26 protein-coding genes and 5 tRNA genes are annotated in these 25,458 nt (G+C 47.0%); 24 read left to right on the forward strand and 7 right to left on the reverse strand.

The features are described 5' to 3' along the window. Positions 1 to 55: 55 nt before the first annotated feature. The 3 genes from AB4Y93_RS07975 (at position 56) to AB4Y93_RS07985 (ending at position 3,084) form a co-directional block, all read left to right on the forward strand. Positions 56 to 241, forward strand: a complete 186-nt coding sequence (locus AB4Y93_RS07975) for a hypothetical protein (protein WP_441890698.1) — start codon at positions 56 to 58, stop codon at positions 239 to 241. A 34-nt stretch (positions 242 to 275) separates the two neighbouring features. Next, positions 276 to 458 carry an H-type small acid-soluble spore protein gene (locus tag AB4Y93_RS07980; protein WP_441890700.1) on the forward strand — a complete coding sequence of 61 codons (183 nt, stop codon included), beginning with the start codon at positions 276 to 278 and terminating at the stop codon, positions 456 to 458. A 304-nt stretch (positions 459 to 762) separates the two neighbouring features. After that, on the forward strand, positions 763 to 3,084 hold the full coding sequence (locus AB4Y93_RS07985) for a YcdB/YcdC domain-containing protein (RefSeq protein ID WP_441890702.1): 2,322 nt from the start codon (positions 763 to 765) through the stop codon (positions 3,082 to 3,084). 70 nt (positions 3,085 to 3,154) lie between these two features. Here AB4Y93_RS07985 and AB4Y93_RS07990 read toward each other — a convergent pair whose 3' ends face one another. Together AB4Y93_RS07990 and AB4Y93_RS07995 are read right to left on the reverse strand one after the other, a co-directional pair. Further along, a complete protein-coding gene (locus AB4Y93_RS07990; protein WP_441890704.1) occupies positions 3,155 to 3,466 on the reverse strand; it encodes a dehydrogenase in 312 nt (103 codons plus the stop codon). A 79-nt stretch (positions 3,467 to 3,545) separates the two neighbouring features. Further along, positions 3,546 to 3,992: a cupredoxin domain-containing protein gene (locus AB4Y93_RS07995; protein ID WP_441890706.1), complete on the reverse strand. Its 447-nt coding sequence runs from the start codon at positions 3,990 to 3,992 to the stop codon at positions 3,546 to 3,548. A 192-nt stretch (positions 3,993 to 4,184) separates the two neighbouring features. Between AB4Y93_RS07995 and AB4Y93_RS08000 the strand changes: the two genes are divergently transcribed. The 6 genes from AB4Y93_RS08000 to AB4Y93_RS08025 all read left to right on the forward strand — a co-directional run bounded on the left by AB4Y93_RS08000 (position 4,185) and on the right by AB4Y93_RS08025 (position 9,876). Continuing rightward, entirely contained in the window at positions 4,185 to 4,799 is a 615-nt protein-coding gene (locus AB4Y93_RS08000; RefSeq protein ID WP_441890708.1) for a DedA family protein, read from the forward strand. A gap of 21 nt (positions 4,800 to 4,820) precedes the next feature. After that, on the forward strand, positions 4,821 to 5,387 hold the full coding sequence (locus AB4Y93_RS08005; RefSeq protein ID WP_441890710.1) for a thioredoxin family protein: 567 nt from the start codon (positions 4,821 to 4,823) through the stop codon (positions 5,385 to 5,387). Positions 5,388 to 5,412: 25 nt separating this feature from the next. Beyond that, positions 5,413 to 6,048 carry an MBL fold metallo-hydrolase gene (locus AB4Y93_RS08010; RefSeq protein ID WP_167279454.1) on the forward strand — a complete coding sequence of 212 codons (636 nt, stop codon included), beginning with the start codon at positions 5,413 to 5,415 and terminating at the stop codon, positions 6,046 to 6,048. Between the two features lie 142 nt (positions 6,049 to 6,190). Then, positions 6,191 to 8,428, forward strand: a complete 2,238-nt coding sequence (locus AB4Y93_RS08015) for a Tex family protein (RefSeq protein WP_441890713.1) — start codon at positions 6,191 to 6,193, stop codon at positions 8,426 to 8,428. Positions 8,429 to 8,503: 75 nt separating this feature from the next. Further along, positions 8,504 to 9,001, forward strand: a complete 498-nt coding sequence (locus AB4Y93_RS08020) for an Rrf2 family transcriptional regulator (RefSeq protein WP_441890715.1) — start codon at positions 8,504 to 8,506, stop codon at positions 8,999 to 9,001. 230 nt (positions 9,002 to 9,231) lie between these two features. Next, on the forward strand, positions 9,232 to 9,876 hold the full coding sequence (locus tag AB4Y93_RS08025) for a nitroreductase family protein (RefSeq protein ID WP_441890717.1): 645 nt from the start codon (positions 9,232 to 9,234) through the stop codon (positions 9,874 to 9,876). 55 nt (positions 9,877 to 9,931) lie between these two features. Here the strand turns inward: AB4Y93_RS08025 and cmpA are convergent, their stop codons facing one another. Together cmpA and AB4Y93_RS08035 are read right to left on the reverse strand one after the other, a co-directional pair. Next, positions 9,932 to 10,084, reverse strand: a complete 153-nt coding sequence (cmpA, locus tag AB4Y93_RS08030; protein ID WP_167279456.1) for a cortex morphogenetic protein CmpA — start codon at positions 10,082 to 10,084, stop codon at positions 9,932 to 9,934. 76 nt (positions 10,085 to 10,160) lie between these two features. Continuing rightward, entirely contained in the window at positions 10,161 to 10,511 is a 351-nt protein-coding gene (locus AB4Y93_RS08035) for a hydrolase/acyltransferase (protein WP_441890719.1), read from the reverse strand. Between the two features lie 101 nt (positions 10,512 to 10,612). Here AB4Y93_RS08035 and AB4Y93_RS08040 point away from each other — a divergent pair, with 101 nt between their 5' ends. The 11 genes from AB4Y93_RS08040 (at position 10,613) to AB4Y93_RS08090 (ending at position 18,158) form a co-directional block, all read left to right on the forward strand. After that, complete coding sequence (locus AB4Y93_RS08040; RefSeq protein ID WP_441890721.1) at positions 10,613 to 11,086, forward strand: SprT family protein; 474 nt, start codon at positions 10,613 to 10,615, stop codon at positions 11,084 to 11,086. Between the two features lie 114 nt (positions 11,087 to 11,200). Then, positions 11,201 to 11,276: transfer RNA gene (locus AB4Y93_RS08045), tRNA-Asn, on the forward strand. Between the two features lies 1 nt (position 11,277). Continuing rightward, positions 11,278 to 11,368, forward strand: a tRNA-Ser gene (locus AB4Y93_RS08050). Positions 11,369 to 11,427: 59 nt separating this feature from the next. After that, a tRNA-Glu gene (locus AB4Y93_RS08055) sits at positions 11,428 to 11,502 on the forward strand. Positions 11,503 to 11,553: 51 nt separating this feature from the next. Next, positions 11,554 to 11,629, forward strand: a tRNA-Lys gene (locus AB4Y93_RS08060). 53 nt (positions 11,630 to 11,682) lie between these two features. After that, positions 11,683 to 11,767: transfer RNA gene (locus tag AB4Y93_RS08065), tRNA-Leu, on the forward strand. Between the two features lie 103 nt (positions 11,768 to 11,870). After that, positions 11,871 to 12,563 (forward strand): response regulator transcription factor, encoded by a 693-nt coding sequence (locus AB4Y93_RS08070; RefSeq protein WP_441890723.1) that lies wholly within the window; start codon positions 11,871 to 11,873, stop codon positions 12,561 to 12,563. Continuing rightward, positions 12,560 to 14,071: a HAMP domain-containing sensor histidine kinase gene (locus tag AB4Y93_RS08075; protein ID WP_441890725.1), complete on the forward strand. Its 1,512-nt coding sequence runs from the start codon at positions 12,560 to 12,562 to the stop codon at positions 14,069 to 14,071. Before AB4Y93_RS08070 ends, AB4Y93_RS08075 begins: the two co-directional genes overlap by 4 nt. Positions 14,072 to 14,172: 101 nt before the next feature. Continuing rightward, positions 14,173 to 15,303, forward strand: a complete 1,131-nt coding sequence (locus tag AB4Y93_RS08080) for a TolB family protein (RefSeq protein WP_441890727.1) — start codon at positions 14,173 to 14,175, stop codon at positions 15,301 to 15,303. Positions 15,304 to 15,656: 353 nt separating this feature from the next. Continuing rightward, positions 15,657 to 17,138, forward strand: coding sequence for a hypothetical protein (locus AB4Y93_RS08085; RefSeq protein WP_441890729.1), 1,482 nt, complete (start codon positions 15,657 to 15,659; stop codon positions 17,136 to 17,138). A gap of 138 nt (positions 17,139 to 17,276) precedes the next feature. Beyond that, a complete protein-coding gene (locus AB4Y93_RS08090) occupies positions 17,277 to 18,158 on the forward strand; it encodes a fumarylacetoacetate hydrolase family protein (RefSeq protein WP_441890731.1) in 882 nt (293 codons plus the stop codon). A 45-nt stretch (positions 18,159 to 18,203) separates the two neighbouring features. On the opposite strand, the gene AB4Y93_RS08095 is transcribed toward AB4Y93_RS08090, so the two are convergent. Continuing rightward, complete coding sequence (locus AB4Y93_RS08095) at positions 18,204 to 19,061, reverse strand: helix-turn-helix transcriptional regulator (protein ID WP_441890733.1); 858 nt, start codon at positions 19,059 to 19,061, stop codon at positions 18,204 to 18,206. 158 nt (positions 19,062 to 19,219) lie between these two features. Here AB4Y93_RS08095 and fabF point away from each other — a divergent pair, with 158 nt between their 5' ends. Next, entirely contained in the window at positions 19,220 to 20,458 is a 1,239-nt protein-coding gene (gene fabF, locus AB4Y93_RS08100) for a beta-ketoacyl-ACP synthase II (protein ID WP_441890735.1), read from the forward strand. Here fabF and AB4Y93_RS08105 read toward each other — a convergent pair. Both AB4Y93_RS08105 and AB4Y93_RS08110 read right to left on the reverse strand, forming a co-directional pair. After that, positions 20,402 to 21,262: a WYL domain-containing protein gene (locus tag AB4Y93_RS08105; protein ID WP_441890737.1), complete on the reverse strand. Its 861-nt coding sequence runs from the start codon at positions 21,260 to 21,262 to the stop codon at positions 20,402 to 20,404. The genes fabF and AB4Y93_RS08105 overlap by 57 nt on opposite strands. Next, positions 21,213 to 22,565, reverse strand: a complete 1,353-nt coding sequence (locus AB4Y93_RS08110) for a WYL domain-containing protein (RefSeq protein ID WP_441890739.1) — start codon at positions 22,563 to 22,565, stop codon at positions 21,213 to 21,215. Before AB4Y93_RS08110 ends, AB4Y93_RS08105 begins: the two co-directional genes overlap by 50 nt. 770 nt (positions 22,566 to 23,335) lie before the next feature. On the opposite strand from AB4Y93_RS08110, the gene AB4Y93_RS08115 reads away from it, so the two are divergent. The 3 genes from AB4Y93_RS08115 to AB4Y93_RS08125 are packed head-to-tail and all read left to right on the forward strand — an operon-like array spanning position 23,336 to position 25,453. Continuing rightward, positions 23,336 to 23,473, forward strand: a complete 138-nt coding sequence (locus AB4Y93_RS08115) for a hypothetical protein (protein WP_441890741.1) — start codon at positions 23,336 to 23,338, stop codon at positions 23,471 to 23,473. A 51-nt stretch (positions 23,474 to 23,524) separates the two neighbouring features. After that, positions 23,525 to 24,643, forward strand: coding sequence for a slipin family protein (locus AB4Y93_RS08120; RefSeq protein ID WP_441890743.1), 1,119 nt, complete (start codon positions 23,525 to 23,527; stop codon positions 24,641 to 24,643). A gap of 12 nt (positions 24,644 to 24,655) precedes the next feature. Further along, positions 24,656 to 25,453, forward strand: a complete 798-nt coding sequence (locus AB4Y93_RS08125; RefSeq protein WP_441890745.1) for a nucleotidyltransferase domain-containing protein — start codon at positions 24,656 to 24,658, stop codon at positions 25,451 to 25,453. Positions 25,454 to 25,458 lie beyond the last annotated feature (5 nt).

Below are 25,458 nucleotides of genomic sequence, written 5' to 3' on the forward strand. Positions count from 1 at the left end.
CGGGTATATTTTGCTTGAACCAACAATGCTTGCAGCAGGGAGGAGTGAACCGACTATGATGGATCTTGATGATAACAATGAGAAGGCGCCGGCTGACAAATGGGATGAAGGCCGCGACAATTACTTTATGGATATTGACCGTATGGTAAATGAAGGCTTAGGCGGAGGCACTGTGTCCCCTCAAAACGGGTTAATCGACGAGTCAACAACCGATTATATCGTTCCGGAGACAAAAGACTGACCTGCAAAGGCAAGTTGAAGGAGGCAGCAATTTAATGGACGTGAACCGCGCCAAGCAAATTTACAGCTCGGATGCCACGATTGAAGTGCATCTGGATGACGGCGATTCCGTATGGATCGAGAATGTAGATGAGATCAGTGGGATGGCTACCGTACAAGTTGGAGGCAATCCGGTTAACACGAAGAAGGTATCTGTTGACCGTTTGCAGGAACGATAAATAAGAGTTGAGGAAAGCCGTTTGGGTCTAACCCGAACGGCTTTTTGATTTTTCAGATCGAGCAACTTTTTAATCGTCACTGCGTTTTATAGTTATTGCATTAATTTAGAAAAAATTCAAAATCATGATCAGGCTTTTGCAATTTTGGAACAGCGCTGATGTTTCCTTTATGCACGAATAATAAATAGAACATCATCAATTATTTGGGAAAAAAATGAAACTTTATAACCATAGTTTTCGTTAATAGATAGTTGTATGATTTTGGAAGTTGTTCAAATTTTAGAGAGAGGATTGTGAAAAACGAATGAAAAGATCTATGAAAGGCAAGATGCTTGCAACCGTTCTATCCCTTAGCTTGCTCCAGGTGCCTGTATTTGGTGGTCTTGCCCATGCAGCTTCGGATGCAAGTGCTACCGTATCGGCTATTGCAATTGCGTCAGGCGAAGGAACTGCAGCATCTTCAGGCGTTCTGGACGAGAGTCTTGCCAAGATTTCGAAGGATGAAGCTGTCGACAAGTTTAAAAAGCTGTTCCCGGAATTAAAGGATGCTGAAGCCGTTAGTGTTCAACTCGGGAACCCAAATCAGTATCCGCCAAGCAATGAGATGGTTTGGACAATTGAATGGAGTGTTGCTGTAGAGAACGGCACACATGGATTCAGTACCAGCATTGATGCGATAACGGGAGATATTCTTACATATTTTTATCCAATTGATCAGGAATCCTCTTATTATCCGGCAAAAGTAACGAAGGACGAGGCGGAGAAGATCGCTAAGCAATTCATCTCAGTCGTTGCACCGTCCATCAAGGCTGACAAGCTGCAGCTCTCGCCAACGGAAAGCAATTATCCACAAGCCTTGTTTGGCCCGGTACAATATACCTTCATTTATCAGATGCAAGTGAATGGCATTCCAACGTCGAACAGTCAAATTCAAATAACTGTTGACGGTAACGGTAAAATCACCAATTACTACGGCTCCAGCACGAATAAGAACTATCCTTCTCCAGACACGACAATGACGGTGGCACAGGCAGAAGAAAAAATGAAAGAGGGGATTAAGCTTCAATTAGCGTATATCCCGAATGCCGATTATTACAACTCTCCTCTCAAGGCTTCAGACTACCGCCTTGGCTATATTGCAATTAACGGAACTCGCTTAATTGATGCGAAATCAGGAAAGTACCTTGACGATAATGGTCAGTCTGTAGATTCTCTTCCAGGAGTCAGCTATTCCGCCATTTCTTCGACAGCAGCACCGTTCCAGCCGCATAAAGGGGGGGAGCTGACTAAGGAGGAGGCAGTAGCCGTTGTGGCGGCGGCTTTGGGCCGAGAGTTATCCGAAGAACAAGGTTCGATTAGCAGCGATCGGAATGGTCATAAAATTTGGAATATCTCATCTGGTAATCCATTTGGCGGCGAACAAATTCAAGCGGGAGTAGATGCTGCTACGGGGCAGCTTATTCAGTTCTTTACTTATGACTATTCCTCTGCTGGATCCTCTGAAGATGAAGCTCAAACAGCAGCACAGTCTTCTCTTACAGAAGCGCAAGCCAAAGCTAAAGCACAAGATCTGGTTACGAAGCTTTATCCGAACGCATCAGGCGATTTGAAGCTAATTGAGCGTCCGGGCAATTTTTCATACGGTCCTGATATTGCTTATACGTATTTGTTCCAACAGTTCTATAAAGATAAGCCAATTGAGCCATCAACCGTTCAGATCAACTTTGATGCAGAAGGCAATCTGAAGCAGTATTATGCTACGACAACTCCAAAGGAAACGCTGAGTAAGCTCGATTCCTTAACGGCGAAGATTACAGAGGAAGAAGCCCTCAAGCTGTATCGTAGTGCACTTAGTGCCGAGCTGCAGTACGCGACAGTTGGCGGTAATTATGTTGCTGGCAAGCTTCAGGAGCAGCAAGCGAAACTTGTTTATTCACCTGTATTAAAAGATTTTCAGAACAACCTAGGCATCTTCGTAAACGCGATTAGCGGCAAGCTGGAGCAGCAGTATAATTTCTTTGGCATGCCAGTGGAGAAGGGCGAGCTGCCAGCAGATGCGAATAAACACTGGGCTTCCAAATCGCTCGAGACTATGTTCAATTATGGCATTATCAAACCGGAATCCGATGGACTCATCCATCCGGACCAAACGGTTAATACGGGGGATTGGGTTAATATTCTGCTCGCCAGCTTTGTAGCAGGACAGTATTATAACACCCCAGCAATACAGCGCTTTGCCGATATTCCGCTCGACAGTGAATATGCGAATGCCGTAGATTATTTGGTGCAACGAGGTTTCCTGCAAGCTTCGCCAACTCAAAAGCTGCATCCTGAGCAGGCTTTGACCCGCGGTAATCTGGCAGTATGGCTCACAAAGCTGCTTAAATATGACAAGTTGTCAGAATTTATGGCAAGTGATACAGATGTGAATAAGCTGAAGGATGCCGCTCAAATTAAAAATAAAGGAGCAGCAACGATCGCTATAAAGCTTGGCTTGCTGACACCGGATAACGGTAAGTTTAATCCTGATGTACCAGTGACCAAAGCACAGATCAGCACGGTTCTTTTAAGACTTGCTACCTTGCAGAATAAAGTCGATTCACCAATCATGAACAACTATTATTAATCTATATCTTCAGAAGACAATTTGATCAAACAAAAAGCTGCCGACCGCTCGGCAGCTTTTTGTTCTGTTATTATCCGCCAAACGCATCTCTGAACGCTCTACGAAGCTGGGCGGGATCGACCTCCCACAGCTTGGCGATTTCTTCGCTGACGTTTTCGTCCCACCAATCGGACAGTACTTTGCGGTTTTTCTCATTCTCCGCAATATACAGCAGGTTTAGAATAACCTTTTTGTAGTACAAGGTCTCGGCCTGATCCATCTTCTCCTTAGGCACATATACCTTTAACCTTTTGACGGTTCGATATAATTCATTGCTGCAGGCGCGGCGGATTTTTCTTGCGGACGGCAGGCCGGTCGTATGTTTCTGGGCGGATGACTTCATGGTGAACCGACTCCTCTCTAACCCATAAATATGCGTCTGAGAATGAGACGGTCACAGAAGAAATACGTAATACCGTTTGTTAATGGACTTCGATATAGCCGACCATCGGTCCGCCATTATTCATATCGGTATGGACGAGGCATATAATGGGATAGGTGCCAGCCCGCTCGGGTGTAAACCGGACAACCGTAGTTTGTCCTTTTTTTACTTCTCCTTTAATGCCGAGGCCCTCGATGATGAAAGGATGACTGCTGCCATTCACGCCGCTGATCTGGAGCTCAACCGGTTCGCCTTTGCGCAGGCTGATCGTGCCTGGATCCCAGCGGTAGACTTCCAGCTTCTTGCCGTCAGCTGTCGTCGAGCTGAACTCGCCGGTTACAAGCTTAATAGTCTGCACCTCTGTTGGTAGACTGCTTGCAGTACGTGTTCGTTCCCAGCTTAGATAGACGGCAGCCATGAGAATAATAAGCGTAACGAAGACAAACAGCTGAACGTGCTTTTTATGAATGATGAACACACGAGACATAAGGATTCCTCCTCTTGTATATTTAGTGGGAGTAGATTCGAAGATGATGCTAGTGTATGCTCGGGCTTGTCCGTACATGACTGCTGGTCCTAATGCGCTTTCATGGATATGCCCGACTCCAGTCGGGTGGATGCTTATCCACTTCGTATGGTAGAATACAGTCAATTGCTATTATTTAGGATGGAAGGCGTGATGTTGTTGGGTTGGGTTTCGGATATGTTACACGAAATTCTGTTATGGATTGAAAGCCTTGGTTATTTCGGCATATTAATTGGATTAATGATAGAGGTTATTCCGAGTGAAATTGTATTGGGCTTTGGGGGGTATTTAGTATCGAAAGGCGAGATATCGTACTTCGGCGCTATAATATTCGGTGTGATCGGCGCAGTCGCACAAAACTGGATTTTGTATGGCATTGGACGCTTCGGCGGCCGTCCGCTTGTGGAGAAATACGGGAAGTATATTAAGATCAAGATGAAGCATGTGGATATTGCGGAAAACTGGTTTAAGAAATATGGAGCGGGTATCGTATTTACGGCTCGGTTTATACCGGTGATGCGTCAAGTTATTTCCGTTCCAGCGGGTATGGCGAAGATGTCGTTCTCCCTTTTTACACTGCTGACGGCGCTTGCGTCGATACCATGGACGATTTTATTTGTTCATTTGGGTAAAACATTAGGAGAGAATTGGGAAGATATCGATGATAAAGCAGCCCAATATGTACAGCCGGCTATCCTGATCGCTATTGCCCTGTTGATTGTGTACGTCGTTTACAAGCTTATTCGCTCCAAAGGTAAATCTGTATAACATAGAGAAAGAGGGATGAATATGAGCAGAAGCGTTGCTGATAAAGTAAACAAAGGCATTAGTCCGGAGAAATTTATTGAAGGTATGACGAAGAATAAGGAAGCCTTCCAAGGCTGGTATGATAAGTTTGAATGGGCTGATAACGGCGACCGTGAATTTTTCGAATCATTGAAAGACCGTAATGATTTGCGTGTCCTTATTCTGATGGCTGACTGGTGTGGCGACGTTGTGCGCAATATTCCGGTTGTATTCCGTGCACTTGAAGCGGGCGATATTCCAACAGAGGTTCTCATTATGGAAGAAAATCTCGACACGATGGATCAATTCCTTACGATGGGCGGTCGCTCCGTGCCGGTTGTCATTGTAGCAGATGCCGAAGGAAATGTGCATGGCACATGGGGGCCAAGACCTACATACATCCAAGAGCCGATGGTTAACTTCAAAAAGGCAAATCCTGATCGTGAAGCAGCGGATTATCAGGAGAATCTTACTGCAACAAGACAGGAAATTATGCGCCGTTACGGCGAAGGCACAGGTTATCAAGCTCTAGTTGTTCAAGAGCTGCGTGCCTTGATTGAATCGGTATAAATCATCAGATTGGGGTTTTACAAGAATGCGTATAGAGATGTTTACACTTGGTCCGATACAGACGAATGCTTATTTATTAACGGAGAAGAATGAACAGACAGGCGAGGAACGCGGAATTGTTATTGATCCGGGCATGAATCCGAAACGACTCCTCGATCGGATCGCCAATGTGAAGATTGAAGCGATTTTACTGACCCATGCTCATTTTGACCATATGGGCGGTGTGGAAGAAGTACGGACAGCAGCAGGATGTCCGGTGTACATTCATGATCTTGAAGCGGACTGGCTGACGGATGCGAAGAAGAACGGATCGCTCCGCTGGTCGGATGTAACACCGCCATTAACAACAAGTCCTGCTGAATATGCGCTGGATGAGGGCCAGACACTGAGCTTCATTGGTCAAACGTTTAAAGTGATGCATACACCAGGCCACTCGCCGGGCAGCGTAAGCTTCCTTTGCGGCACTGACTTGTTCTCTGGAGATGTCTTGTTTAAGCAATCCATCGGGCGGACCGATCTTCCCGGCGGACGTGAACGGGATTTGTTTGACTCGATCAAGACGAAGCTGTATAAGCTTCCGCCTGAGGTTACGGTATACTCGGGACATGGACCAAAGACAACAATCGGATTCGAAATGGCGAATAATCCATATGTAAGATAAGCGCTTCAAATCAGGACCGTTGGTGGTTATACCGACGGTTCTTTTTATTTCATCTCCACAAATATGGAAAAGCGGTTTCAAATCTGAGACAATATAGTTATGGTCTTTTTGCATATAAGAACTTGAAAGGACGTGCAGTTGTTTGGCGGATATCAAAGTGAAGCAAGTAGAAGAGGAAGCTGCAAGCACAGGCAAACGGACACCCGAGCAGATCGCTGCTGAGAACGAACAGATTATTAAAGGTATGGCATCGCAGCTGTCCATTCCTATTACGAAAGTGAAAGCAGCAGTTGCTTTACTTGATGAAGGGAACACCATTCCGTTTATTGCTCGGTATCGTAAAGAGATGACTGGTGAGCTTGATGAGAATGATCTCCGGGCTATCGAAGAGCGGCTGCAATATATGCGTAATTTGGAAGATCGTAAACGGGAAGTTATTCGTCTGATTGATGAACAGGGCAAATTGACGGACGAACTTCGCGCTTCAATCCAAACGGCAGGCAAGCTGCAGGAAATTGAAGATTTGTACCGCCCTTACCGGCAAAAACGGAAAACACGCGCTAGCGTGGCGAAGGAACGCGGGCTAGAACCGCTTGCTCTGTGGCTGTGGGCACAACCACGTCAAGGAGAGCCGCTTACAGAGGCCGCTAAATATATAGATGCAGATAAAGGAGTTGCTTCAGCAGAAGAAGCCCTTCAAGGTGCAATGGATATTCTAGCTGAAAATATTGCCGATGATGCAGCCATCCGTGCCTGGGTACGGAAGCATACCTTTGATCAAGCATTGCTTCGTACCGAAGTGAAGAATGCTGAGACGGAATCCGTATACGAAATGTATTACAACTACCAGGAGCCTGTACGTAAGCTGCCGCCTCATCGCGTATTGGCGATTAACCGCGGGGAGCGGGAGGATGTGCTTCGCGTCACATTTGATCTGACGTCAGATCGGATTCATGAGTTTATTCAGCGCAAGGTGCTTCGTCAGCAAACAGCTCCTGGTGTTCGTGATGTATTGGTTAATGTGATTGAGGATGCCTATAAAAGGCTGATCGCTCCATCAATTGAACGAGAAGTGCGTGGTGAGCTGACCGAGAAAGCGGAGGAGCACGCGATCTCGATTTTCTCTGAGAATCTGCGTAATCTGCTGCTTCAACCGCCTGTTCGCGGCAATGTTGTTCTTGGCGTCGATCCGGCTTATCGGACAGGCTGCAAGCTTGCAGTTATTGATGATACCGGCAAACTGATGGAAGTAGCGGTAACGTATCCGACACCTCCTAACAATAAAGTGGCGGAAGCTGAACGGACGATTAACGGCATGATTGACCGCTATAGCGTGACCCTGATCGTAATCGGTAACGGAACGGCCTCCCGTGAAACGGAGCAGTTTATCGCTGAATTAATCCGTAAACGTGCCGGAGCAGCCGAATTAAAATATATTATTGTAAGCGAAGCAGGAGCAAGTGTCTATTCTGCATCCAAGCTGGCTGCCGAGGAATTCCCGGATTTGGACGTGGCAGAGCGCAGCGCCGTCTCCATTGCACGCCGTCTGCAGGATCCGCTGGCTGAGCTGGTGAAGATTGAGCCTAAAGCTATCGGCGTTGGGCAGTATCAGCATGATGTCAGTCAGAAGCGTCTCGACGAAAGTCTTGGCGGTGTTGTCGAGTCGGCGGTTAACCATGTTGGTGTCGATGTGAATACGGCTTCTGCTTCTCTGCTGTCTTATGTAGCGGGGATCAATGCAACGATTGCGAAAAACATCGTCAAATATCGTGAAGAAAACGGTCGGTTCGCAAAGCGTGGCCAGCTGCAGAAGGTACCGCGGCTTGGTGCCAAATCTTATGAGCAATGCATAGGCTTCCTGCGAATTCCTGAAGCGGCGAATCAGTTGGATCGTACGCCAATTCACCCTGAATCGTATGATGTGGTAGATAAACTATTTGGTCAGCTGGGTCTCAAGCTGAACCAGATTGGGACCGATGAGCTGAAAGAAAAGCTGTCTGGTATTGATCCAGCCGAAATTGCAGCTGTGCTTGGCGTTGGCGTACCAACACTAAAGGATATTATCGACAGCCTGCTTCGCCCGGGTCGTGATCCACGCGAAGAGCTGCCGCCTCCGATTTTCCATACAGATGTATTGAATATTGAAGATCTTACGCCAGGAATGGAATTGCAAGGTACAGTTCGGAACGTTATCGACTTTGGCGCCTTCATCGATATTGGCATTAAGAATGACGGTCTTGTCCATATCTCGCAATTGAGCGACAAATTCGTGAAGCATCCGATGGATGTCGTTTCTGTAGGCGACAATGTCACCGTATGGGTGCTTGGCGTTGATCTGAAAAAGGGTAGAGTCTCCCTTACGATGCGCAAACAGGCATAATTTCGTGCTTGCTGGCCTTAAGGAGCAACACTATAATACAGATGAGCCTCTAAGATCCTACTTGGGAAGGAGAGGATGAACATCATCATTCAGCCTGATAATCAATCAGATAAACAGCCCGAGCGATGCAGCAGTGCGCCTAATCACAAATGGTTTGGTTTATCTCTGCAAGCACTTGTTGTGTTGTCACGCAAACCAAATGCCTGCACAAGTGCTGAGCTCGCCGGGCATTTGAAATCAGAAGCTACGATGCTTCGCCGTGTGCTTGCCAAGCTGGCACGTGAGCAATTGCTTGAGACAAGAGAAGGCCGAGATGGAGGCTATCGCTTAAAGCGTACTCCTGAGACGATTACGCTTGCTGACGTTTATTTGGCTTTGCGAGTAGGGGAGCCTTTATGCAACGGAATGCTGGATACAACCGGTATTCATGACTTCGGTCAGGAAATGCGGGTTGCTTTTATGGAGATAACCGATGAGGTGGAACGGAGAACGATCGAAGTGCTGGGGCAAGTTACCATTGCACAGCTTTCTGAACAGATCTGTACATTGAAACGAATGGATTTGAATAATTAACATTGACGGCGGAAAAATAGTCACACTGGCCCAGTTGACTTTCCGCCGTCTTGATTTTATACTGTTATCAAAACTGTTACAGATTCGAGCGTACTTGCAGAGGCGAATTTGGCATTTAAGTTTGTTTGTAACTGTGAATAATTATCCGCAGTTATTGTCTTATATGCCTTCTTTATGATTTTAACTGAGCAATCTGTAACACAGATAACCAAATTTGGAGGGAACCGACAATGGCTATTGAAACAAAAGTTGGAACGGAATTTACTGAAGTATTGACATCCCGTCGTTCTGTTCGTCATTATGATCCTTCGTTCAAAATCTCAGATGAAGAAATTAATGAAATTTTGGAACTGGCAACAAAAGCACCATCTTCTGCTAATACGCAATCCTGGCGTTTCCTCGTTGTAACCGATCAAAACTTGAAGGAGCAATTGCTGCCGATCTCCAATAACCAGCAGCAAGTTGTTGATGCTTCTGCAGTTGTAGTTATTCTTGGCGATCTGGAATTCTATACTAAACTTGGCGAGATTAACGAAGCAGCTGTTAAAGCTGGTTATATGACGGAAGAGATTGCTCAGCGTTTCACAGATCACTACACGAAGCTGTTCCCTACCATTCCGAAGGAACGTGTAACTGAAATCGTTGCGTTTGACGCTGGTCTTGTATCGATGCAAATCATGCTTGCTGCTAAATCTAAAGGTTATGACACTGTGCCAATGGGTGGATACGACCGTGATAAGCTGAGAGCTTTCTTCGAAATTCCAGAGCGTTACCTGCCGCTTCTCGTGCTGCCAATCGGTAAAGCAAAAGAAGAAGGCCGTCCAACCGTACGTCTTCCATTGGAAGAGATCACGTTTTGGAACGGCGTGAAATAATAAATGAATGCAAAAAACTCCCGCGGAGCTATTAGCTGCGGGAGTTTTTCGTTACTTAGTGAAGCGTTATTTCGGGACGGTCGCCGTCCTCTGTTTTCGTCGTTTGTTTGCTGCGATAAAAATACCAGCATTCATTCAGCAGCTTAATCTGCCTAAGGTCTTTCTTTTGAAACGCACGCATCATTTGATTGCAGAGCCATTGTGGCATTCGTATCTTCTCCTTCCGGCCATACCTGATGTACTAATACGATATGGGGAAGGGCAAATGTCCGTGCAGGTCCTATTTAGACTTCTTCTTCCTCGTACCACTGCTCAAGCTGAGCTTGCAGCGCACGGATCTCAGTAAGCAGGGCAATCAGTGGGTAAGCCGATTCCTTCACAGCTGCAAAATCACGTTCCAGTTCATTAATGTAGTCAAGTCCGGATGCGATCCGGATCGAGCTGTCGTGCAGCTCAACATTATCGCATTCTGCGACAGTGTACGGCAGTTGAGGTACATGATCAGCAGTCAGCTTGTCGATCTCTTTATGAAGGCGCAGGTTAAGCGCGCTGAGCTGATAAGCATGAGATTCCGGCATCTCAACAAAGAAGATGCTGCTGCCGCTGTTCATAAGGACATAACGCATAGTAGGCATAGTGTAAGTAAACTCCCCTCATAAGGCACGTTCTATAATGATTGCTACTTGACAGTGTAGCCTATGATCGCTTTAAAATTCAAGTAGTGGGGGAGAATACAATGACGATAACAATGAATAATGAAGAGCTGCAACGCTGGGTAGAGCGTGTATCGCTCGAAAACTTCGGACGACAGTTCAAACATTTAGCGACGTTCAACGGCAGACTGAAGGCGACTGGTGGCCGTTACTTTACGAAGTCACATCATATTGAGATCAGTCCGCATCAGCTAGCCGCGTTTGGTGTTGAAGAAACCGAAAAAATTATTAAGCATGAGCTGTGCCATTATCATCTCCATATTATGAAGAGAGGATATCAGCATCGGGATGAGGATTTCAAAAAGCTGCTCGCTTATGTTGGCGGATCCCGCTATTGCAATTCACTACCGGAACGAGCAGCAAAGGCGCCTGCGCCTTATAAATACATGCTAGTCTGCCGTAGCTGCGGTACAGAATATCCGCGTAAAAGAAAGCTTGATCCTGCCCGTTATGTATGCGGAAAATGTCGCGGAAAACTTTTTTTAAAAAATGCTTGACCTTCTGAAATGACCGTGATATATTATTACTTGTCGCCGCGGTAAACAAGCGGTTGAAACGAAAGAAAAAAGCAAGTCAAAAGTAAGTAAATTAGCAGCAATTGATGGAAGTATTCCCTGATAGCTCAGTTGGTAGAGCACTCGACTGTTAATCGAGTTGTCACAGGTTCGAGTCCTGTTCGGGGAGCCATGGAGAGATACCCAAGTGGCTCAAGGGGACCCTCTGCTAAGGGGTTAGACTGCGTAAGTGGTGCGAGGGTTCGAATCCCTCTCTCTCCGCCATATTTTCTTGGTGGACAAGTCGCTCGAGAGAGATGACGATAGGAACAAGAAATAAGTAAGGCCCGTTGGTCAAGTGGTTAAGACACCTCCCTTTCACGGAGGTAACAGGGGTTCGAGTCCCCTACGGGTCACCAAATTTCCTCAATGAGTGAAGCAAGCTCTCAAGAGTGCGTTTTACAACATGAGAGCCATTAGCTCAGTTGGTAGAGCACCTGACTTTTAATCAGGGTGTCGAAGGTTCGAGTCCTTCATGGCTCACCATTTACTTCTTCCCTCGAAGTGATATGGTATGAAGGAAAGACAATTTAAAATGTGCGGTAGTGGTGGAACGGCAGACACGCTATCTTGAGGGGGTAGTGTCCCATGGACGTGCAGGTTCAAATCCTGTCTACCGCACCATAACTTAAAACCAACAAGTCCTTGCGCAGCAAGGGCTTTTTTTGTTTTGTTTTTGTTATAATGAAAAGAATACATAGTAATAAGGACGAGGAGTGAACACGGCATGATCAAAGTGCTGGTTGTAGATGATGAAGTTAGTATCTCCAGCGCGATTGCTTATGCGTTGCAGCGTGAGGGATATACAGTGGAGACGGCCGGAGATGGTTTGGAAGCACTGGAAAAGGTGGCAGTATTCAAGCCGGATGTTATGGTGCTGGATGTGATGATGCCAAAGATGAACGGCTACGAAGTGTGCCGGAAGCTGGATGACAATAATAGGCCGGCAGTTATGCTGCTCACGGTTAAGAACGATATTGTAGATAAGGTGCTAGGGCTTGAGCTAGGGGCCGACGATTACATGACCAAGCCATTTGATATCCGGGAAGTGGTCGCCCGGGTGAAGGCACTGTATAGAAGGCGCCAGATCGAAACGCCGGATCCGGCTTCGAGCAAAGAGGGTCGGATAGAGCTTGGCGGGATAATGATCGAACTGCTCAGCCGCACGGTTAAGATTGATGGAAAACTGCTAGATTTGACGCCAAAAGAATTTGATTTGCTGGCGCTGCTAGCCCAGCATCCTGATCGGGTATACACCCGAGAGGCGCTGCTCGGGCAGGTGTGGGAAATGGATTTCGCTGGTGGAACTCGTACGGTGGATATTCATGTTCAACGGCTGCGCAAGAAGCTAGGCGATTGGCAGGGACACATTCAGACCGTTTACGGTATCGGTTATAAAAGCACGAGGACAAACTCATGACTCGATCCGCCGTTTCTCGGCATAAGTTCAGGATCGGTCTGAAAGGGAAAATCACCTTTTTTCTCGCTTTGCTGCTCGCGTTTGTTGTGGTGCTGCTGAGCATGTTGGTACTTGCGGGTATCCATGAGGATCAGCAGAGAAGGATGGAGCAAAGCTTCGCCCAACTGGCGAATTCAGCGAATCTTCGTGTGCGCGAGGAGTATTTGACTGGTGAACGGGTGTCACCAGATGAATTTATGGAACGAAATGGACAAAGCCTGGCAGTAGATCTAGGTGGACAAAGCGGTATTGCGGTCACGCTGTATAGTGCTGCCGGGGAGTTTGCCGGGACATCGCTGCCTGTTCAGCCACTTACTGACGTCAAGGATGCACTCGCTCATACGGCCAAAGGTCAAGCGGCGTACATTACACTAGGTAATCAGGTTTTGTACCTGGCACCACTCTATAATGCCGATCAATTTCTTGGCAGTGTACAGTTTCACGGCTCGCTGCAAGAACAAAACATGTTCTACCGCCATATCCGCGACTTGTTTATCGGAACAGGTGCTGCCGTATTGGCCGCTGGCCTCTTGCTTGGATATTTGTACGTGTGGCGGCAAGTGTTTATCCTTAGGAAACTAAATCAGGCTGCCCGGGAGATCGGTCAAGGCCGTTATCTAGACAAGCCGCCTGTCCGTCGGCGAGATGAAATCGGGGAGCTGTCGGAAGGGATTTATGATATGAGTGGCAGCATTTCTTCCTATGTTAACGAGTTAAATGAAGAGAAGCAGAAGCTGTTGACCGCTATTCAGCGATTGCAGGAGCTTGAGCAGCAGCAGAAGCAGTTTATCGGCAATATCAGCCATGAATTAAAAACCCCGTTAACCTCGATTCTGGCTTACTCGGATCTGCTGGGTATGTACAGTGATGATCCAGTTCTACTGCAAAATGCACGTATCCAGATCAGCAAAGAAGCGGAACGGTTATATGCCCTTATCGAGAAGGCGCTTCAGCTCTCATCGATGGATATTTACGATTTTGAGACGAATGCTGCCTTATTCGAGGTAAAGCCGCTGCTGGAAGAGGCTCTAGGACGGCTGCATATCAAGGCGGAAAAGCGAGGTATCTCCTTGGATTCGGATTTGATCGATGATCAGGTATGGGCGGATCAGGAGAATCTTATGCATATCGTCACGAATCTGCTTGATAATGCGGTGAAATATAACCGTTCCGGAGGGTGGGTGCGGCTGTCGAACCGTTCGGAAACGGATGCGACTGGAGAACGCCGAGTTGTCATCGAAGTAGCGGACAACGGGATTGGTATTCCTGAAGAGTTGCAGAGTCAGATTTTTGATCTGTTTTATACGGTTAGTGATGACCGTTCGCGTGAAACTGGAGGTACTGGACTAGGCCTTGCCTTGGTAAAGAGTTTGGCAGAGAAGCAGCATGGCTCTATAAAACTGGCCGAATCAAGCCCCGAAGGCTCCAGATTCGTTATTTCCTTGCCCGGAAATCCAGTAGGTAACTAAATAATAAGTTTGTTACAACTTGGATACAATTCAGAGATGTTTTCGACATAAGGGGCTTTTATACTAAGAGAAATTGGTTATAAAGTCCGGGAGGATTAGCGATGAAAAAAATCATAAAATTAACCGCAGTGCTGTCGCTCGCAGCAGCGCTTGCGGCGTGTTCCTCTACTCAGAATGGTGATCCTGCGAATAATGGTAATAACACGGATACACACGGAGAATTGACGGTCGTAAAAGGATCAAAGCCAAAACCGAATCAGGATATTGTGGTGCAAAGCATTCACCGTTTCGAGGGAGCTAGTATGGAAAAGTGGCTGTCTGACGATCAGGTACAGCTCATGTTTACCAAGCTCGTCAAAAAGGCTACAGCTACGGAAGAGGCTCAATATGAATACACTACGATGAAGATTGATTTAAACAATAACGAGCAGAAATCTGCCGCTGAGCCTGTGAAGCAGATTGAAACGGTCGAGAAGGAGCAGCCTTCCCCTGACGGTAAGTATGTTTTCATCCAGCAGTGGAAGGATAAATATTCGGCACGTAACTTTATTAAAGAAGTCAGCACCGGGAAAATGACAGAAATAAAGGGCAGCAACTATTTGGAGAGCGGCGGCTGGCTGGATAATACAACTTATATTCTTGCTGCAGGTTCGATGAACGGACTTGGCGATATTCGTCAGATTAAGGTAGATGGAATCATGACGCTGCTGAAGCTTGATGATCTGGACCTGGGAGAACAGCCGTTTACGAACTTCGGAACCGGTCAAGGTCATATTTATTACACGGATAGTAACCAGACCTTGAAGCAATTCGTACCTGGAGATCCAAAGCCAAGCGTGCTGGTCAAACATGTTATGACGTTCCAGCTATCGCCTGATGGTAAACATCTCGCAGTCGAAGTTCAGAAGGAAGCCGGGAAGGCTGGCAGCGAACTGCGTATATTTGACTCGAATGGAAGTGCGGAGGGACTGTCGATTGCAAAAGGTGATTTGATCCCTTATATAGCGTGGTCACCGGATTCGATGAAGCTTGCGGCAGCGTTATATACTGAGAATCAGAGCGGGATGAACGGGGTCTATATTTTTGATTCGGCAACCGGCAAAGTTTCTCCAATCGGACCAAGTTATTTCCCTGAATATCCGCTTAGCTGGAATCCGTCAGGTACTCGTCTTGGTGTGACGGTGTCGGATAAGAACGGCATAGCTGTCACTCATATTATTGATTTCAAATGAAAGATCCGGATCAATTGATCCGGATCTTTTTGTATCTTATTTTTATCCTATAAATGTTACATGTTCGATACAAGCCCGATATGTTTTGGAGATATCGGCTTACTATACTAGGTTTATCAACAAGAACAACAATAAAGGAGAGGACAGTATGAATTAATCATTTTTGAAATCGAGCGAGGCAAAATGTTTACAGGTTCGTTACAAGCCGGAAATGGTTTAGAGATATCGCCTCTATATACTGAAGTCAGTAAGGAGCTTCAAACAAGCGCAAACAGGTTATAAAAATCAGAGAGATAAAAAGGTTAGAAGTTAGAAGAAAACACAAAAAAACGATTCTAAAGGAGATAATAAAAATGAACAAAAACGTTAAAAGAACTGTTGCAACGATGATGATCGCAGGGATGACGGTATCGGGAGCGGCAGGGGTATATGCCGGAACAAATTTGCAGAAGATCAGCGCATTTCTGAACTACAGCATCGGCTTTAAAATTGACGGCAGCACTTATATTCCTAAAGATGAGAACGGCAATAAGCTTGCACCAATTACGTATCATGACACGACTTACCTGCCGGTTCGCGCCCTCTCCAATGCGTTGAATACACCAATCCAGTATGACAGCAAGACAAATACGATCTACATTGGTACAAGCACAACTGAACAGTGGGTATTGACGAACTATACTGCAGCTCAACTCGATGAGATTAAGAAAGCTTTTGCTGGCTTTGACGGATTCGAAACGGCTTATGCTCCACAAATGATGATCAAAGGCGACGCCCTGCAAAAGGTAGTAGCAACAGCAGACGGCGTAAACCTGCTCTTCAATAACATGACGGTAAATGTATCGCCGCGTGATTACTCGTACGAATATGACGGTACAACGGTGACTTTATCGAACGGAGCAAAAGCAAAATGGTATACAGAAGGTAAAACGCAAATGCTGACTGTAAAAGTAGATGACCGTTATGTAACGGTAAGCTCTCCGAACGGGAAGTTGAGCAAATCCCAACTGGAAAAAGCAGTGGTAAGTGTAACAAAAGTGGGCGCTATCCAAACAGATCTAGTAAAAGTAACCTATACAGCAGCCCAACTGGATGAGCTCAAGAAAGCTTTTGCCAGCTTTGACGGATTCGAATCTCCATACGCACCACAAATGATCGTAAATGGCGATGCACTGCAAAAATCAGTGGCTACTGCAGACGGGGTAAACCTGCTCTTCAACAACATGACAGTAAACGTATCGCCGCGTGATTACTCTTATGAATATGACGGTACAACGGTGACGTTATCGAACGGTGCAAAAGCAAAATGGTACAAACCAGGCGATACTCAAATGCTGACCGTAAAAGTGGATGACCGTTATGTTACCTTGAGCTCCCCGAACGGAAAACTGACTCAAGCCCAACTGGAAAAAGTAGCAGTTAGCGTTGTAAAAGTGGGCACTGTACAAACGGATCTGGCAACAGTAACATATTCGGCTGCACAAACCAAAGCGATTAAAGAAGAATTTGCGAAATTTGACGGCTTCACTGCCGCCTATGCTCCAACAAAAATGGTGAAAGACGATGCTTTCCAAAAAGTAGCGAGTGGAGATTCGGTTATCTTCTGGTTCAAACATATGACTGTCCAAATCTCGCCGCGTGACTATTCCTTCGGATATGACAGCACGAATGTAACGCTTTCGAATGGTGTAAAAGCGAAATGGTTTAAGCCAAGTGACACGGCGATGTTATCCTTCCAAATTGACGACCGTTATGTAACAATCAGCTCGGCGGATAACAGTCTGACTAAGGCTCAAATCGAGCAAATTGCAACTGGCATAGTGAAATTGAAATAAGCTCTCTGAAGGACTCCCCGTACAGCTTCTGCAGCTGTACGGGGAGTTTTTTTATTTTGTTCCGGGGATCAAGCAGGGCTATAATGGAGAAAGTTGCCGCAATTATTTTTGTATCTCAATTATGGGGAGGATTTGTTCATGAGAATAGTCGCTTTCAGGGAAAAGGAAGCTTTTGCTTCTTACCGCATGGGAATATGGACGAATAAAGGGATCATTGATGCAAACAGCGTTCCAGGAGCAGCAAACACAATAAGTGGATTATTGCATGGCGGAGAGACGGAATGGGATAAACTTCAACAATGTATTGCGGGCATGGAGGATGAACAAGTCTTTTACATAAACGAATCGGAAATCAATTATGGTCCATGTGTGCCGGAGCCAGGGAAAATCATTTGTATCGGTCTCAATTACCGCAAACATGCGGAAGAGACCAACATGCCGCTGCCGGATTATCCGATCCTGTTCAGCAAATTTAATAACGCGCTGGCGGCACATGGGGAAGCTGTGCCTCTGCCGCAGGCAACACTGAAGGTTGATTATGAGGCGGAGCTTGCCATTGTGATCGGACGTACGGCGAAAAATGTATCTGTGGATGAAGCGCTCGATTATGTATTTGGTTATTGTGCATCTAATGACCTGTCGGCTCGTGATTTGCAGACGCGGACAAGCCAGTGGCTGGCCGGCAAATCCTGCGATAAATTCGCACCAATCGGGCCATACCTTGTCACTAAGGATGAGGTGGGAGATCCGAATGCATTACGGATCAGTTGTACTGTCAACGGCGAAGTTCGCCAAGACTCGAATACATCCGATATGATCTTTAACTGCCAGGAAATTGTCAGCTATATTTCGCAATGTATGACCCTTCAGCCGGGAGACATTATTCTGACGGGTACTCCGGAAGGTGTCATGATGGGCTATCCGCCTGAGAAGCAGGTTTACCTCAAGGCTGGAGATGTTGTGACGATTGAAATCGAGAAGCTTGGTGCTCTGACGAATCGGATGGTTACAGATGTGTAAATAGTTACTAGGAGAAAGAAAGCCGTCTTTGGCCCTGATCATGGGCTAAGACGGCTTTCCTCGCATTAGCTTGCTTAATTTTTCCTCCGTATCGCTGTCCGGTGCTGGAGTATAAATGCTGCAGCGCAGATCCGACCCGCCCTGTAATTGCAGGGAAGTGAGATGGAAGAGCATTTTCCCCGCCTTCGCATGCCGGAATTCAAGCACCACCTCGGGCGCCGTACGAACCTCGCTATGCTCCCACAGCTCTTGGAAATCCGGGTGCAGCTCCATCATTTCCTTCAGAAATTGATCATACCAATTATCCTCTACATATTGCCCGTAATAAGCCCGGAAGATCGATAAAAAACCGCTGGCGAACTGCTTCCAATTAACAGCGAGACGCTTCAGTTCTTGCCTTGTAAAAAGGAGTCTGATCATATTTCGTTCCTGCTCAGGAATCTGAGCAAAGTCAACAAAGACATGTGCAGCAGCTTCGTTCCAGCCAACAATCTGGCAGCGGCGGTCCGAGATGATGGAGGGACATTGCCTGAGTTCTTGTAAAATTTTGCGCAAGGGCGGGCTGACAGCATCGGAGGAGTAGGAAGGTATTTCACTTATGGATAATGTTCCGGTTCCGGACTCCATAGCAAGGCCATATAAGTAGTTGCGTTCATCATGAGTCAGGCGCAGCGCGGAAGCGACAGCATCCAGCACATTGGGCGAAACTTGAATATCCCGGCCTTGCTCCAGCCATGTATACCAGGTCGTACTTACACCGGCCAGCACAGCAACCTCTTCCCGTCTTAAGCCAGGTGTTCTTCTTCGGATGCCTGGGGGCAGGCCAGCATCTTCGGGAGATAGTTTGGCGCGTTGTGCTTTAAGAAAGCTGGAGAGAGCGGCAAGCCTTGTTTTATGATTCATATCGCTTGATACCTCCATTAGGTTTGTTCATAGTACTCATTATACTAGGATAAACAACAACTTGTAATAGGATAACGGCTGTGGCAACATGACTTAATATCAGGTACTAATTTTCGAGTGTTGAGGAAGCAACATCTAATGAAGGAGTGTTGATGAATATGGAACGAGTCGTTGTTACCGGAATGGGAGTTATCTCACCGCTTGGAAATTCGGTTGATGAAATGTGGACCCGTATGAAGCAGGGCGAATCGGGCATTTCCCGTATAGAGGCTTTTGATACAGCAAGGTTAAAAACCAAAATGGCAGGTGTAGTAAGCAACTTTGACCCGGAAGCATTGTTTGGACGGAAAGAAGCTAGAAAGTTGGATCGCTTCGTTCAATTCGCTGTTGCGGCAGCTGACCAAGCAATCAGTAGTTCAGGGCTGAAGCTGCATGAAATGGATCGTGATCGGATAGGCGTATATGTGGGGTCAGGAATCGGTGGGCTAAGTACATTGGTTGAACAGGATCGCATATTACGCGATCGCGGACCGGAGCGTGTAAGTCCAATGCTAGTACCGATGATGATTGCGAACATGGCGGCGGCATCCATCAGCATTCGATACCAGTTAACAGGTCCAACACTTGCGCCGGTTACCGCCTGCTCGATTGGAAATACCGCGATTGGTGAGGCGATGCGGCTCATTCGGCTTGGAATCGCCGATGTTGTTATTGCCGGAGGGGCTGAGGCTGCGATAAATGAACTGTCGCTTGCAAGCTTTGGCAATGCCCAAGCTATATCTTCACGAAATGATGATCCTAAGGCAGCAAGCCGGCCTTTCGATACAGACCGGGATGGCTTTGTGATGTCAGAAGGAGCAGGTATCGTTGTACTTGAATCTCTCGCTCATGCTCAGAAACGGAATGCTGAGGTTTATGGAGAAGTGCTGGGTTATGGAGCAAGCTCTGATGCTTATCATGTCGTGGCGACACATCCTGAAGGGGCAGGGGCGTTTACGGCTATGCGGACGGCCATGGCCGATGCAGGAATCAGCACATCTGAAGTGGATATGATCAGCGCGCATGCAACAAGTACAGGACTTGGCGACCGCTCGGAAGGGCAGGCCATCAGCAGATTGTTTGGCGAGGAGGCCAGCCGGATTGCGGTGACGGCGAACAAGTCCATGTTAGGCCATATGCTTGGCGCAGCAGGCGGCGTTGAAGCGATTGCTTTGATTCAAAGTCTTCGCGAAGGTATCGTGCCGCCAACGATAAACTTAGGGCAGTTGGATCCAGAGTGCGGAATCACCAATGTCTCTTCACATCTACAATCCGTTCCACTGCGTATTGGGGTATCCAATTCATTCGGCTTCGGCGGACATAACGCCGTTATTGTCCTCAGCCGGTTCGAGGGTTAATCCGTAACGGGCTAAAGATTTCTGCGCTGCTTCACGCATTCGAAACTTCATAAAAGGATGATCAGTCACACGGACACGAAGGCCGAGAAAACGAAGCTTTGACAGAATATATTCCGTTTCATCACCAAGAAAGGTCAATTTAATCGTATAAGTGTCTGCCTGCTCGTCATAATGAACTTGCTTGTCAAAGCAGGAGAAGGCATAAAGAATACGCGAAAGCTCCTTGTTATACGCCGGAATGATCTCAATAGCTGCGTGCTGCATACGCTTGTCGAGCTGTCTGGCAAGCGTTGCGGCCGCCTGATCAAAAAACTCCGCACTTACAGGCATCTCCTCCACCTGTTGTATGCTTCGTAACTTGGTCGACATCAATGAGCGGGTTCTCCGGTTGTACCAAAGAAGATACCACTCGCGTTTCACCATGGAATATTCCAGCTTATACGGAACGCCGGTTTGACGGGGCAAGATTGTCCCGTCCTTGCGGGAATAGAGGAGCTGCATGCCGGATTTGTTCACGATCATCCGCCGAAGCGTCCGCATCAGCGGATGATAGATGGAGGAGGAGACGCTGCCAGCCTTTTCCACAATAAAACCGCGTATTCGTTCAGGATCCTGCAGCTTGTCATCCATACCAAGGCTTTGCCGAAGTCTTGCCAGCGTATCCGCTTCAAGTGCTGAAGCAGCTTCCGGATGCTCCAGCATCATCAGGAGCCAGCGCCGTTCTTGTGCAGTAACGGCAATGGCACCATGCTCATCAAGCTGTGCCATCATCTTGTAATTGAATATTTTTTCGAACAGGTTCATAATAAGCCGCTAGCTCCTTCCATTCTTTAATCAGCTCTCGGCGCAATGCCGAAGGCTCTAACACCTCACAGCTTGATCCAAAGCTGCGCAGCCAAGGCTTAATCTCCTGTGTGCCATTAACTGTTATTTCGAAGAGGAAAGACTCCTCATCCTGTTCTATTATTACTCCCCATTGTCCTTGCAGCAGCACCCGTTCTTTGATGAAATTGCGTTTTGCGCCGAATGGATTAAAAAACCTCACTTTCACTTCTACGGGCCTGCCCATATCGACCAGCCAGCTAAATTGCGTGTTCCGCTCAAGCGAGGCTAGCTTCGCCTGATACTCCTCTTCGTTAACTAGAACACTTTCCTCAAGCTGTGTAAGGCCCTCCATCCGGAAGATGGCCACACCAGATCTGCCTGAGCTATAGCCAAGCAAATACCAGCGTCCATATTGATGGTCATAGGCAACCTTCAGCGGCAGCATCTCGATCAGCCTGCCTTCGGACTGCCTGGCGAACAGTGGATTCGTATTTTTTGAATGATAGCTTTGATTCGATTTGGGTGTGAAGTAATGGAAGCTCAGCTTCCGTCTTGCTTCAATCGCCTGCATGATCGTATAGAGATGCGCTTCGTCCAGAATGCGCGAATGATAATGGTATTTATATAAGAAGAGATCGCTTGCTCCATCTGGCAGCTGCCGCCGTCTCATCGCCTTCTTCAGGCTGTCACGGAGCAGGTATCCTTGAACGGAAGGGACTTGCGTATTCGCCATTACGTCTACAAAAGCATACAAGTCCGATAATTCCTCATCCGTCAGTTCGCTGACAAAATCATTATGCGCGGTATACTTCTGTGGTCTTCCACCTGCCAGCCGTCTTATGACGCCAGCCTGCTCCAAATATTTTAGATCGGAACGGATTGTTTTCTCATCTGGCAGGGACAGCTCCTCGGGTATCCCTTTGCTGCAAAGGTCTAATATCTCTAGGGATGTGAGCGACTGCTCCTGTAAAACAGCGATGATGAGGGATAACCGATAGCTCTCGGATTCCTTAAGTGACTTGGAGCGGAACAGGAAAAGCAGCAGCGGATCTGCTGATTCGTAATAGCTCGTCCGCATCATATCTGCCATTGCTTTGTTCGGTTCCTCTGCAGCCTGCTGCTGGACCGTCCCGGCAATATCCTTCAGCCGCCGGATCGTTTTATCAAAGGTATGTACAGAAATGCCAAGCCGGTCAGCAAATTGCTGCCGATTATAAGCGCCGCTTGTCAGTACAAGCATGCGGAGGAATTGAATTTCTTTATCAAAGCTTTCTTTTGCCACGTTTCCTAAGGCCCCTTTCGGAAGGAAGAGGATTGATTCTTTTATTGTAACAAGCGATGGAGGAAGAGGATAGAAAAGTTTGAGTGTACGTTGGATATTATCCATTAGCTTTGAATCCGTTAGTAATTTGAGATCCACTATGCTGGATTTCATCCAATCTAATCAAGCTTCTTCATGAATTACTCGGATCAAAGAGCATATTTCACTGTATGGAATCCAACGTAGCAGAGCAAGGGACGTCCGTTTGACCAATAAGATGGAAGAAATCCAATGTAGCATCAGGGATAGGCTTAAACTTTTCGCAAACTGCGCGAAAAGTTTAAGCCTATGCTTTCGATTTAACTTTTCGCAAACTGCGCGAAAAGTTTAAGCCTATGCTTTCGATGTGAATTTTCCTTTGGAAAATTTTTAATCGCCATACTTTTACCATGTTCCGGAAGTGTGATCTGAATGATAATAGGTTTTGTAAAGCAACGGCCGGGCCGAACCGGGCTGGGATTTCGATAGATGATCAATCCCGCAGTGCCGGTACAGTCTCTGTACGCGGTGTGCTGTCGGAGTCGGAACGTACTTTACGGTAAAATGTGGAGGTTCGATTCCTCCATCGTCCTATGGAGACGATCTTGGTTGAGCCAATACTCGACTTTCACTCGAGTGAATTCAAACATGTAATAATGCAGTTGGCGAAAATGCTCAGCAGGCTCTTATAGCTGCACCAAACACGGAAGCTATGCAGTTCGCGGATACCGATCTGGAGATGCACTGCATCAATGGCTGCTGCACAAAGCGAGCGAGAGCAAGCTAGGCAAGATGGCTTGTTTCGCTGCTGGATGCGTACGCCGGAGAGCAGAACAATATCCGGTCTTAAGCTGGACTCCGCTTCTGGTTCGGGAGCATTTTCACCATAAGCACAAAATCAAGCTATTGTGTGGTAATTCATTTTAGGAGGATATCTGCCTATGACTACATATATAAACAAGATTACGATTCAAAATGACCAGCGAGGATTATTATTCAAGGATGGCAGCTATACTCGTCTGCTTGGTCCGGGCAAGCATCGCTTTCCCTTTTTTGCGAAAATGACGGTCTATGTGATGGATGTGACGAAGCCATTTGCGGTACCGGGCAAGGAGCTGGCGTTATTCCTGCATGACAGTAATTTGATGGAAGAACTTCTTGTTGTAGATGTCGCTGATGATGAATACGTGCTTCACTATGAAGATAATAGATGCAAGGGCGTCCTCAAGGCAGGGAAACATGCCTTTTGGCAATCAGCGATTACGCATACGTTCACTCGGTTGAACACGCTGGAGATTGAACTGCCAGCAACGCTTAAAGCGGCTGATCTGTTGAAGTTGAACGGACTTTACAGCACCCATGAGGTCGCAGGACATGAGAGAGGATTCTTGTTCTATGATAACGTGCTGCAGCGCGAGCTTGGTCCCGGCAAATACCGGTTCTGGCACACGCCAGTTACCGTATCCGTCCGAACGGTTGATATGCGCCGTCAGCAGCTTGACTTAACCGGTCAAGAAATGATGACAGAGGATAAAGTCACACTGCGGTTAAACTTTGTCAGCCAGTATGTCATGAAGGATCCGCTTAAGGCGATGGAGATTAAAGGATTCGAAGAACAGCTGTATATCCAGCTTCAATTAATATTGCGGGAATATGTAGGGACAATGAAGCTCGACGAGCTGCTTCGTACGAAGCAGGAGATTGGTGCTTTTGTGCTGGAACGGCTGGCAGTAAGAAGCGGGGAGTATGGTGTTGCTTTCCTAAGTGCAGGGGTGAAGGACATCATTCTGCCGGGCGAAGTGAAGGACATTATGAATACGGTACTTCTAGCGGAGAAAAAAGCGCAAGCTAATCTCATTACCCGCCGAGAGGAAACCGCGTCTACGAGAAGCCTGCTGAACACCGCAAAGCTGATGGATGAGAACGCAACGCTGTACCGCTTGAAGGAGCTCGAGTTCCTGGAGAAAATATGCGATAACGTCGGCAGTGTATCACTGACGGGCGGAGGCAATTTGGTTGAGCAGTTAAATCAGCTGCTGGGCGGCAAACGTACAAATTAGGAGGAGTGCGGCATGGATGAACATTATCGGTTGAAGATCGAAGCCGAGCTTGCTCGCATCGAGGAGGAGGAGAATGTCCGTATCCTGTATGCCTGCGAGTCCGGTTCCAGGGCTTGGGGCTTTCCTTCGAAAGACAGTGATTATGACGTTCGCTTCCTCTACGTACGCCCGGTGGAATGGTATTTATCGATCCGGGAGCGCCGGGATGTGATCGAACGTCCGATCAGCGAGATGCTTGATATTAACGGCTGGGATTTGCGCAAGGCGCTAGGCTTGTTCAGCAAGTCGAATCCACCTCTCCTGGAATGGCTGGAATCGCCGATCCGTTATCGAGAGCCTTACTTCACAGCTGAACGTATCCGTACCTTTTCCAAAGCTACTTTTTCGCCAAAGTCCTGTATGTTTCATTATCTTCATATGGCAAAGGGCAATTACAGGGAATATTTGCAGGGCGATACGGTACGAGCGAAAAAATATTTCTACGTGCTTCGTCCACTGCTTGCCTGCGGCTGGATTGAAAAATATAACGCAATGCCGCCTATCCTGTTCGAGCAGCTTGTTGCTGAGCTGGTGCCCGCTGAAAGCGAGCTGCATAGCATCATTCAAAGCCTGCTTGTACGAAAACGTGCCGGAGAAGAGCTTAGCATGGAGCCACGTATCGAGCAGCTTAATGATTATTTGGAAGCCCAAATCACTTATTATGAGCAAGCAGCCAAAGCATTACATTCGGCTGAAGGTCTGGCGGATGAACAGCTGGATGAGCTGTTCCGGCATGCTTTGCTGGAGGCATGGGGAAAAGTAAGTGTATAATGGTC

This window comes from Paenibacillus sp. YAF4_2, assembly GCF_052113225.1.
Lineage (GTDB): Bacteria > Bacillota > Bacilli > Paenibacillales > Paenibacillaceae > Pristimantibacillus.

Excerpts from the sequence above, each read along its gene's own strand:
- AB4Y93_RS07995 (WP_441890706.1), bottom strand. The coding sequence starts at position 3,992 with ATGTCTCGTGTGTTCATCATTCATAAAAAGCACGTTCAGCTGTTTGTC.
- AB4Y93_RS08040 (WP_441890721.1), top strand. The coding sequence starts at position 10,613 with ATGACGATAACAATGAATAATGAAGAGCTGCAACGCTGGGTAGAGCGT.
- AB4Y93_RS08020 (WP_441890715.1), top strand. The coding sequence starts at position 8,504 with ATGAACATCATCATTCAGCCTGATAATCAATCAGATAAACAGCCCGAG.
- cmpA (WP_167279456.1), bottom strand. The coding sequence starts at position 10,084 with ATGCCACAATGGCTCTGCAATCAAATGATGCGTGCGTTTCAAAAGAAA.
- AB4Y93_RS08090 (WP_441890731.1), top strand. The coding sequence starts at position 17,277 with ATGAGAATAGTCGCTTTCAGGGAAAAGGAAGCTTTTGCTTCTTACCGC.
- AB4Y93_RS08025 (WP_441890717.1), top strand. The coding sequence starts at position 9,232 with ATGGCTATTGAAACAAAAGTTGGAACGGAATTTACTGAAGTATTGACA.
- AB4Y93_RS07975 (WP_441890698.1), top strand. The coding sequence starts at position 56 with ATGATGGATCTTGATGATAACAATGAGAAGGCGCCGGCTGACAAATGG.
- AB4Y93_RS07990 (WP_441890704.1), bottom strand. The coding sequence starts at position 3,466 with ATGAAGTCATCCGCCCAGAAACATACGACCGGCCTGCCGTCCGCAAGA.
- AB4Y93_RS08115 (WP_441890741.1), top strand. The coding sequence starts at position 23,336 with ATGGCTGCTGCACAAAGCGAGCGAGAGCAAGCTAGGCAAGATGGCTTG.
- AB4Y93_RS08035 (WP_441890719.1), bottom strand. The coding sequence starts at position 10,511 with ATGCCTACTATGCGTTATGTCCTTATGAACAGCGGCAGCAGCATCTTC.
- AB4Y93_RS08075 (WP_441890725.1), top strand. The coding sequence starts at position 12,560 with ATGACTCGATCCGCCGTTTCTCGGCATAAGTTCAGGATCGGTCTGAAA.
- AB4Y93_RS08125 (WP_441890745.1), top strand. The coding sequence starts at position 24,656 with ATGGATGAACATTATCGGTTGAAGATCGAAGCCGAGCTTGCTCGCATC.
- AB4Y93_RS08070 (WP_441890723.1), top strand. The coding sequence starts at position 11,871 with ATGATCAAAGTGCTGGTTGTAGATGATGAAGTTAGTATCTCCAGCGCG.
- AB4Y93_RS08000 (WP_441890708.1), top strand. The coding sequence starts at position 4,185 with ATGTTGTTGGGTTGGGTTTCGGATATGTTACACGAAATTCTGTTATGG.
- AB4Y93_RS08085 (WP_441890729.1), top strand. The coding sequence starts at position 15,657 with ATGAACAAAAACGTTAAAAGAACTGTTGCAACGATGATGATCGCAGGG.
- AB4Y93_RS08120 (WP_441890743.1), top strand. The coding sequence starts at position 23,525 with ATGACTACATATATAAACAAGATTACGATTCAAAATGACCAGCGAGGA.
- AB4Y93_RS08080 (WP_441890727.1), top strand. The coding sequence starts at position 14,173 with ATGAAAAAAATCATAAAATTAACCGCAGTGCTGTCGCTCGCAGCAGCG.
- AB4Y93_RS07985 (WP_441890702.1), top strand. The coding sequence starts at position 763 with ATGAAAAGATCTATGAAAGGCAAGATGCTTGCAACCGTTCTATCCCTT.
- AB4Y93_RS08095 (WP_441890733.1), bottom strand. The coding sequence starts at position 19,061 with ATGAATCATAAAACAAGGCTTGCCGCTCTCTCCAGCTTTCTTAAAGCA.
- AB4Y93_RS08010 (WP_167279454.1), top strand. The coding sequence starts at position 5,413 with ATGCGTATAGAGATGTTTACACTTGGTCCGATACAGACGAATGCTTAT.
- AB4Y93_RS07980 (WP_441890700.1), top strand. The coding sequence starts at position 276 with ATGGACGTGAACCGCGCCAAGCAAATTTACAGCTCGGATGCCACGATT.
- fabF (WP_441890735.1), top strand. The coding sequence starts at position 19,220 with ATGGAACGAGTCGTTGTTACCGGAATGGGAGTTATCTCACCGCTTGGA.
- AB4Y93_RS08005 (WP_441890710.1), top strand. The coding sequence starts at position 4,821 with ATGAGCAGAAGCGTTGCTGATAAAGTAAACAAAGGCATTAGTCCGGAG.
- AB4Y93_RS08105 (WP_441890737.1), bottom strand. The coding sequence starts at position 21,262 with ATGAACCTGTTCGAAAAAATATTCAATTACAAGATGATGGCACAGCTT.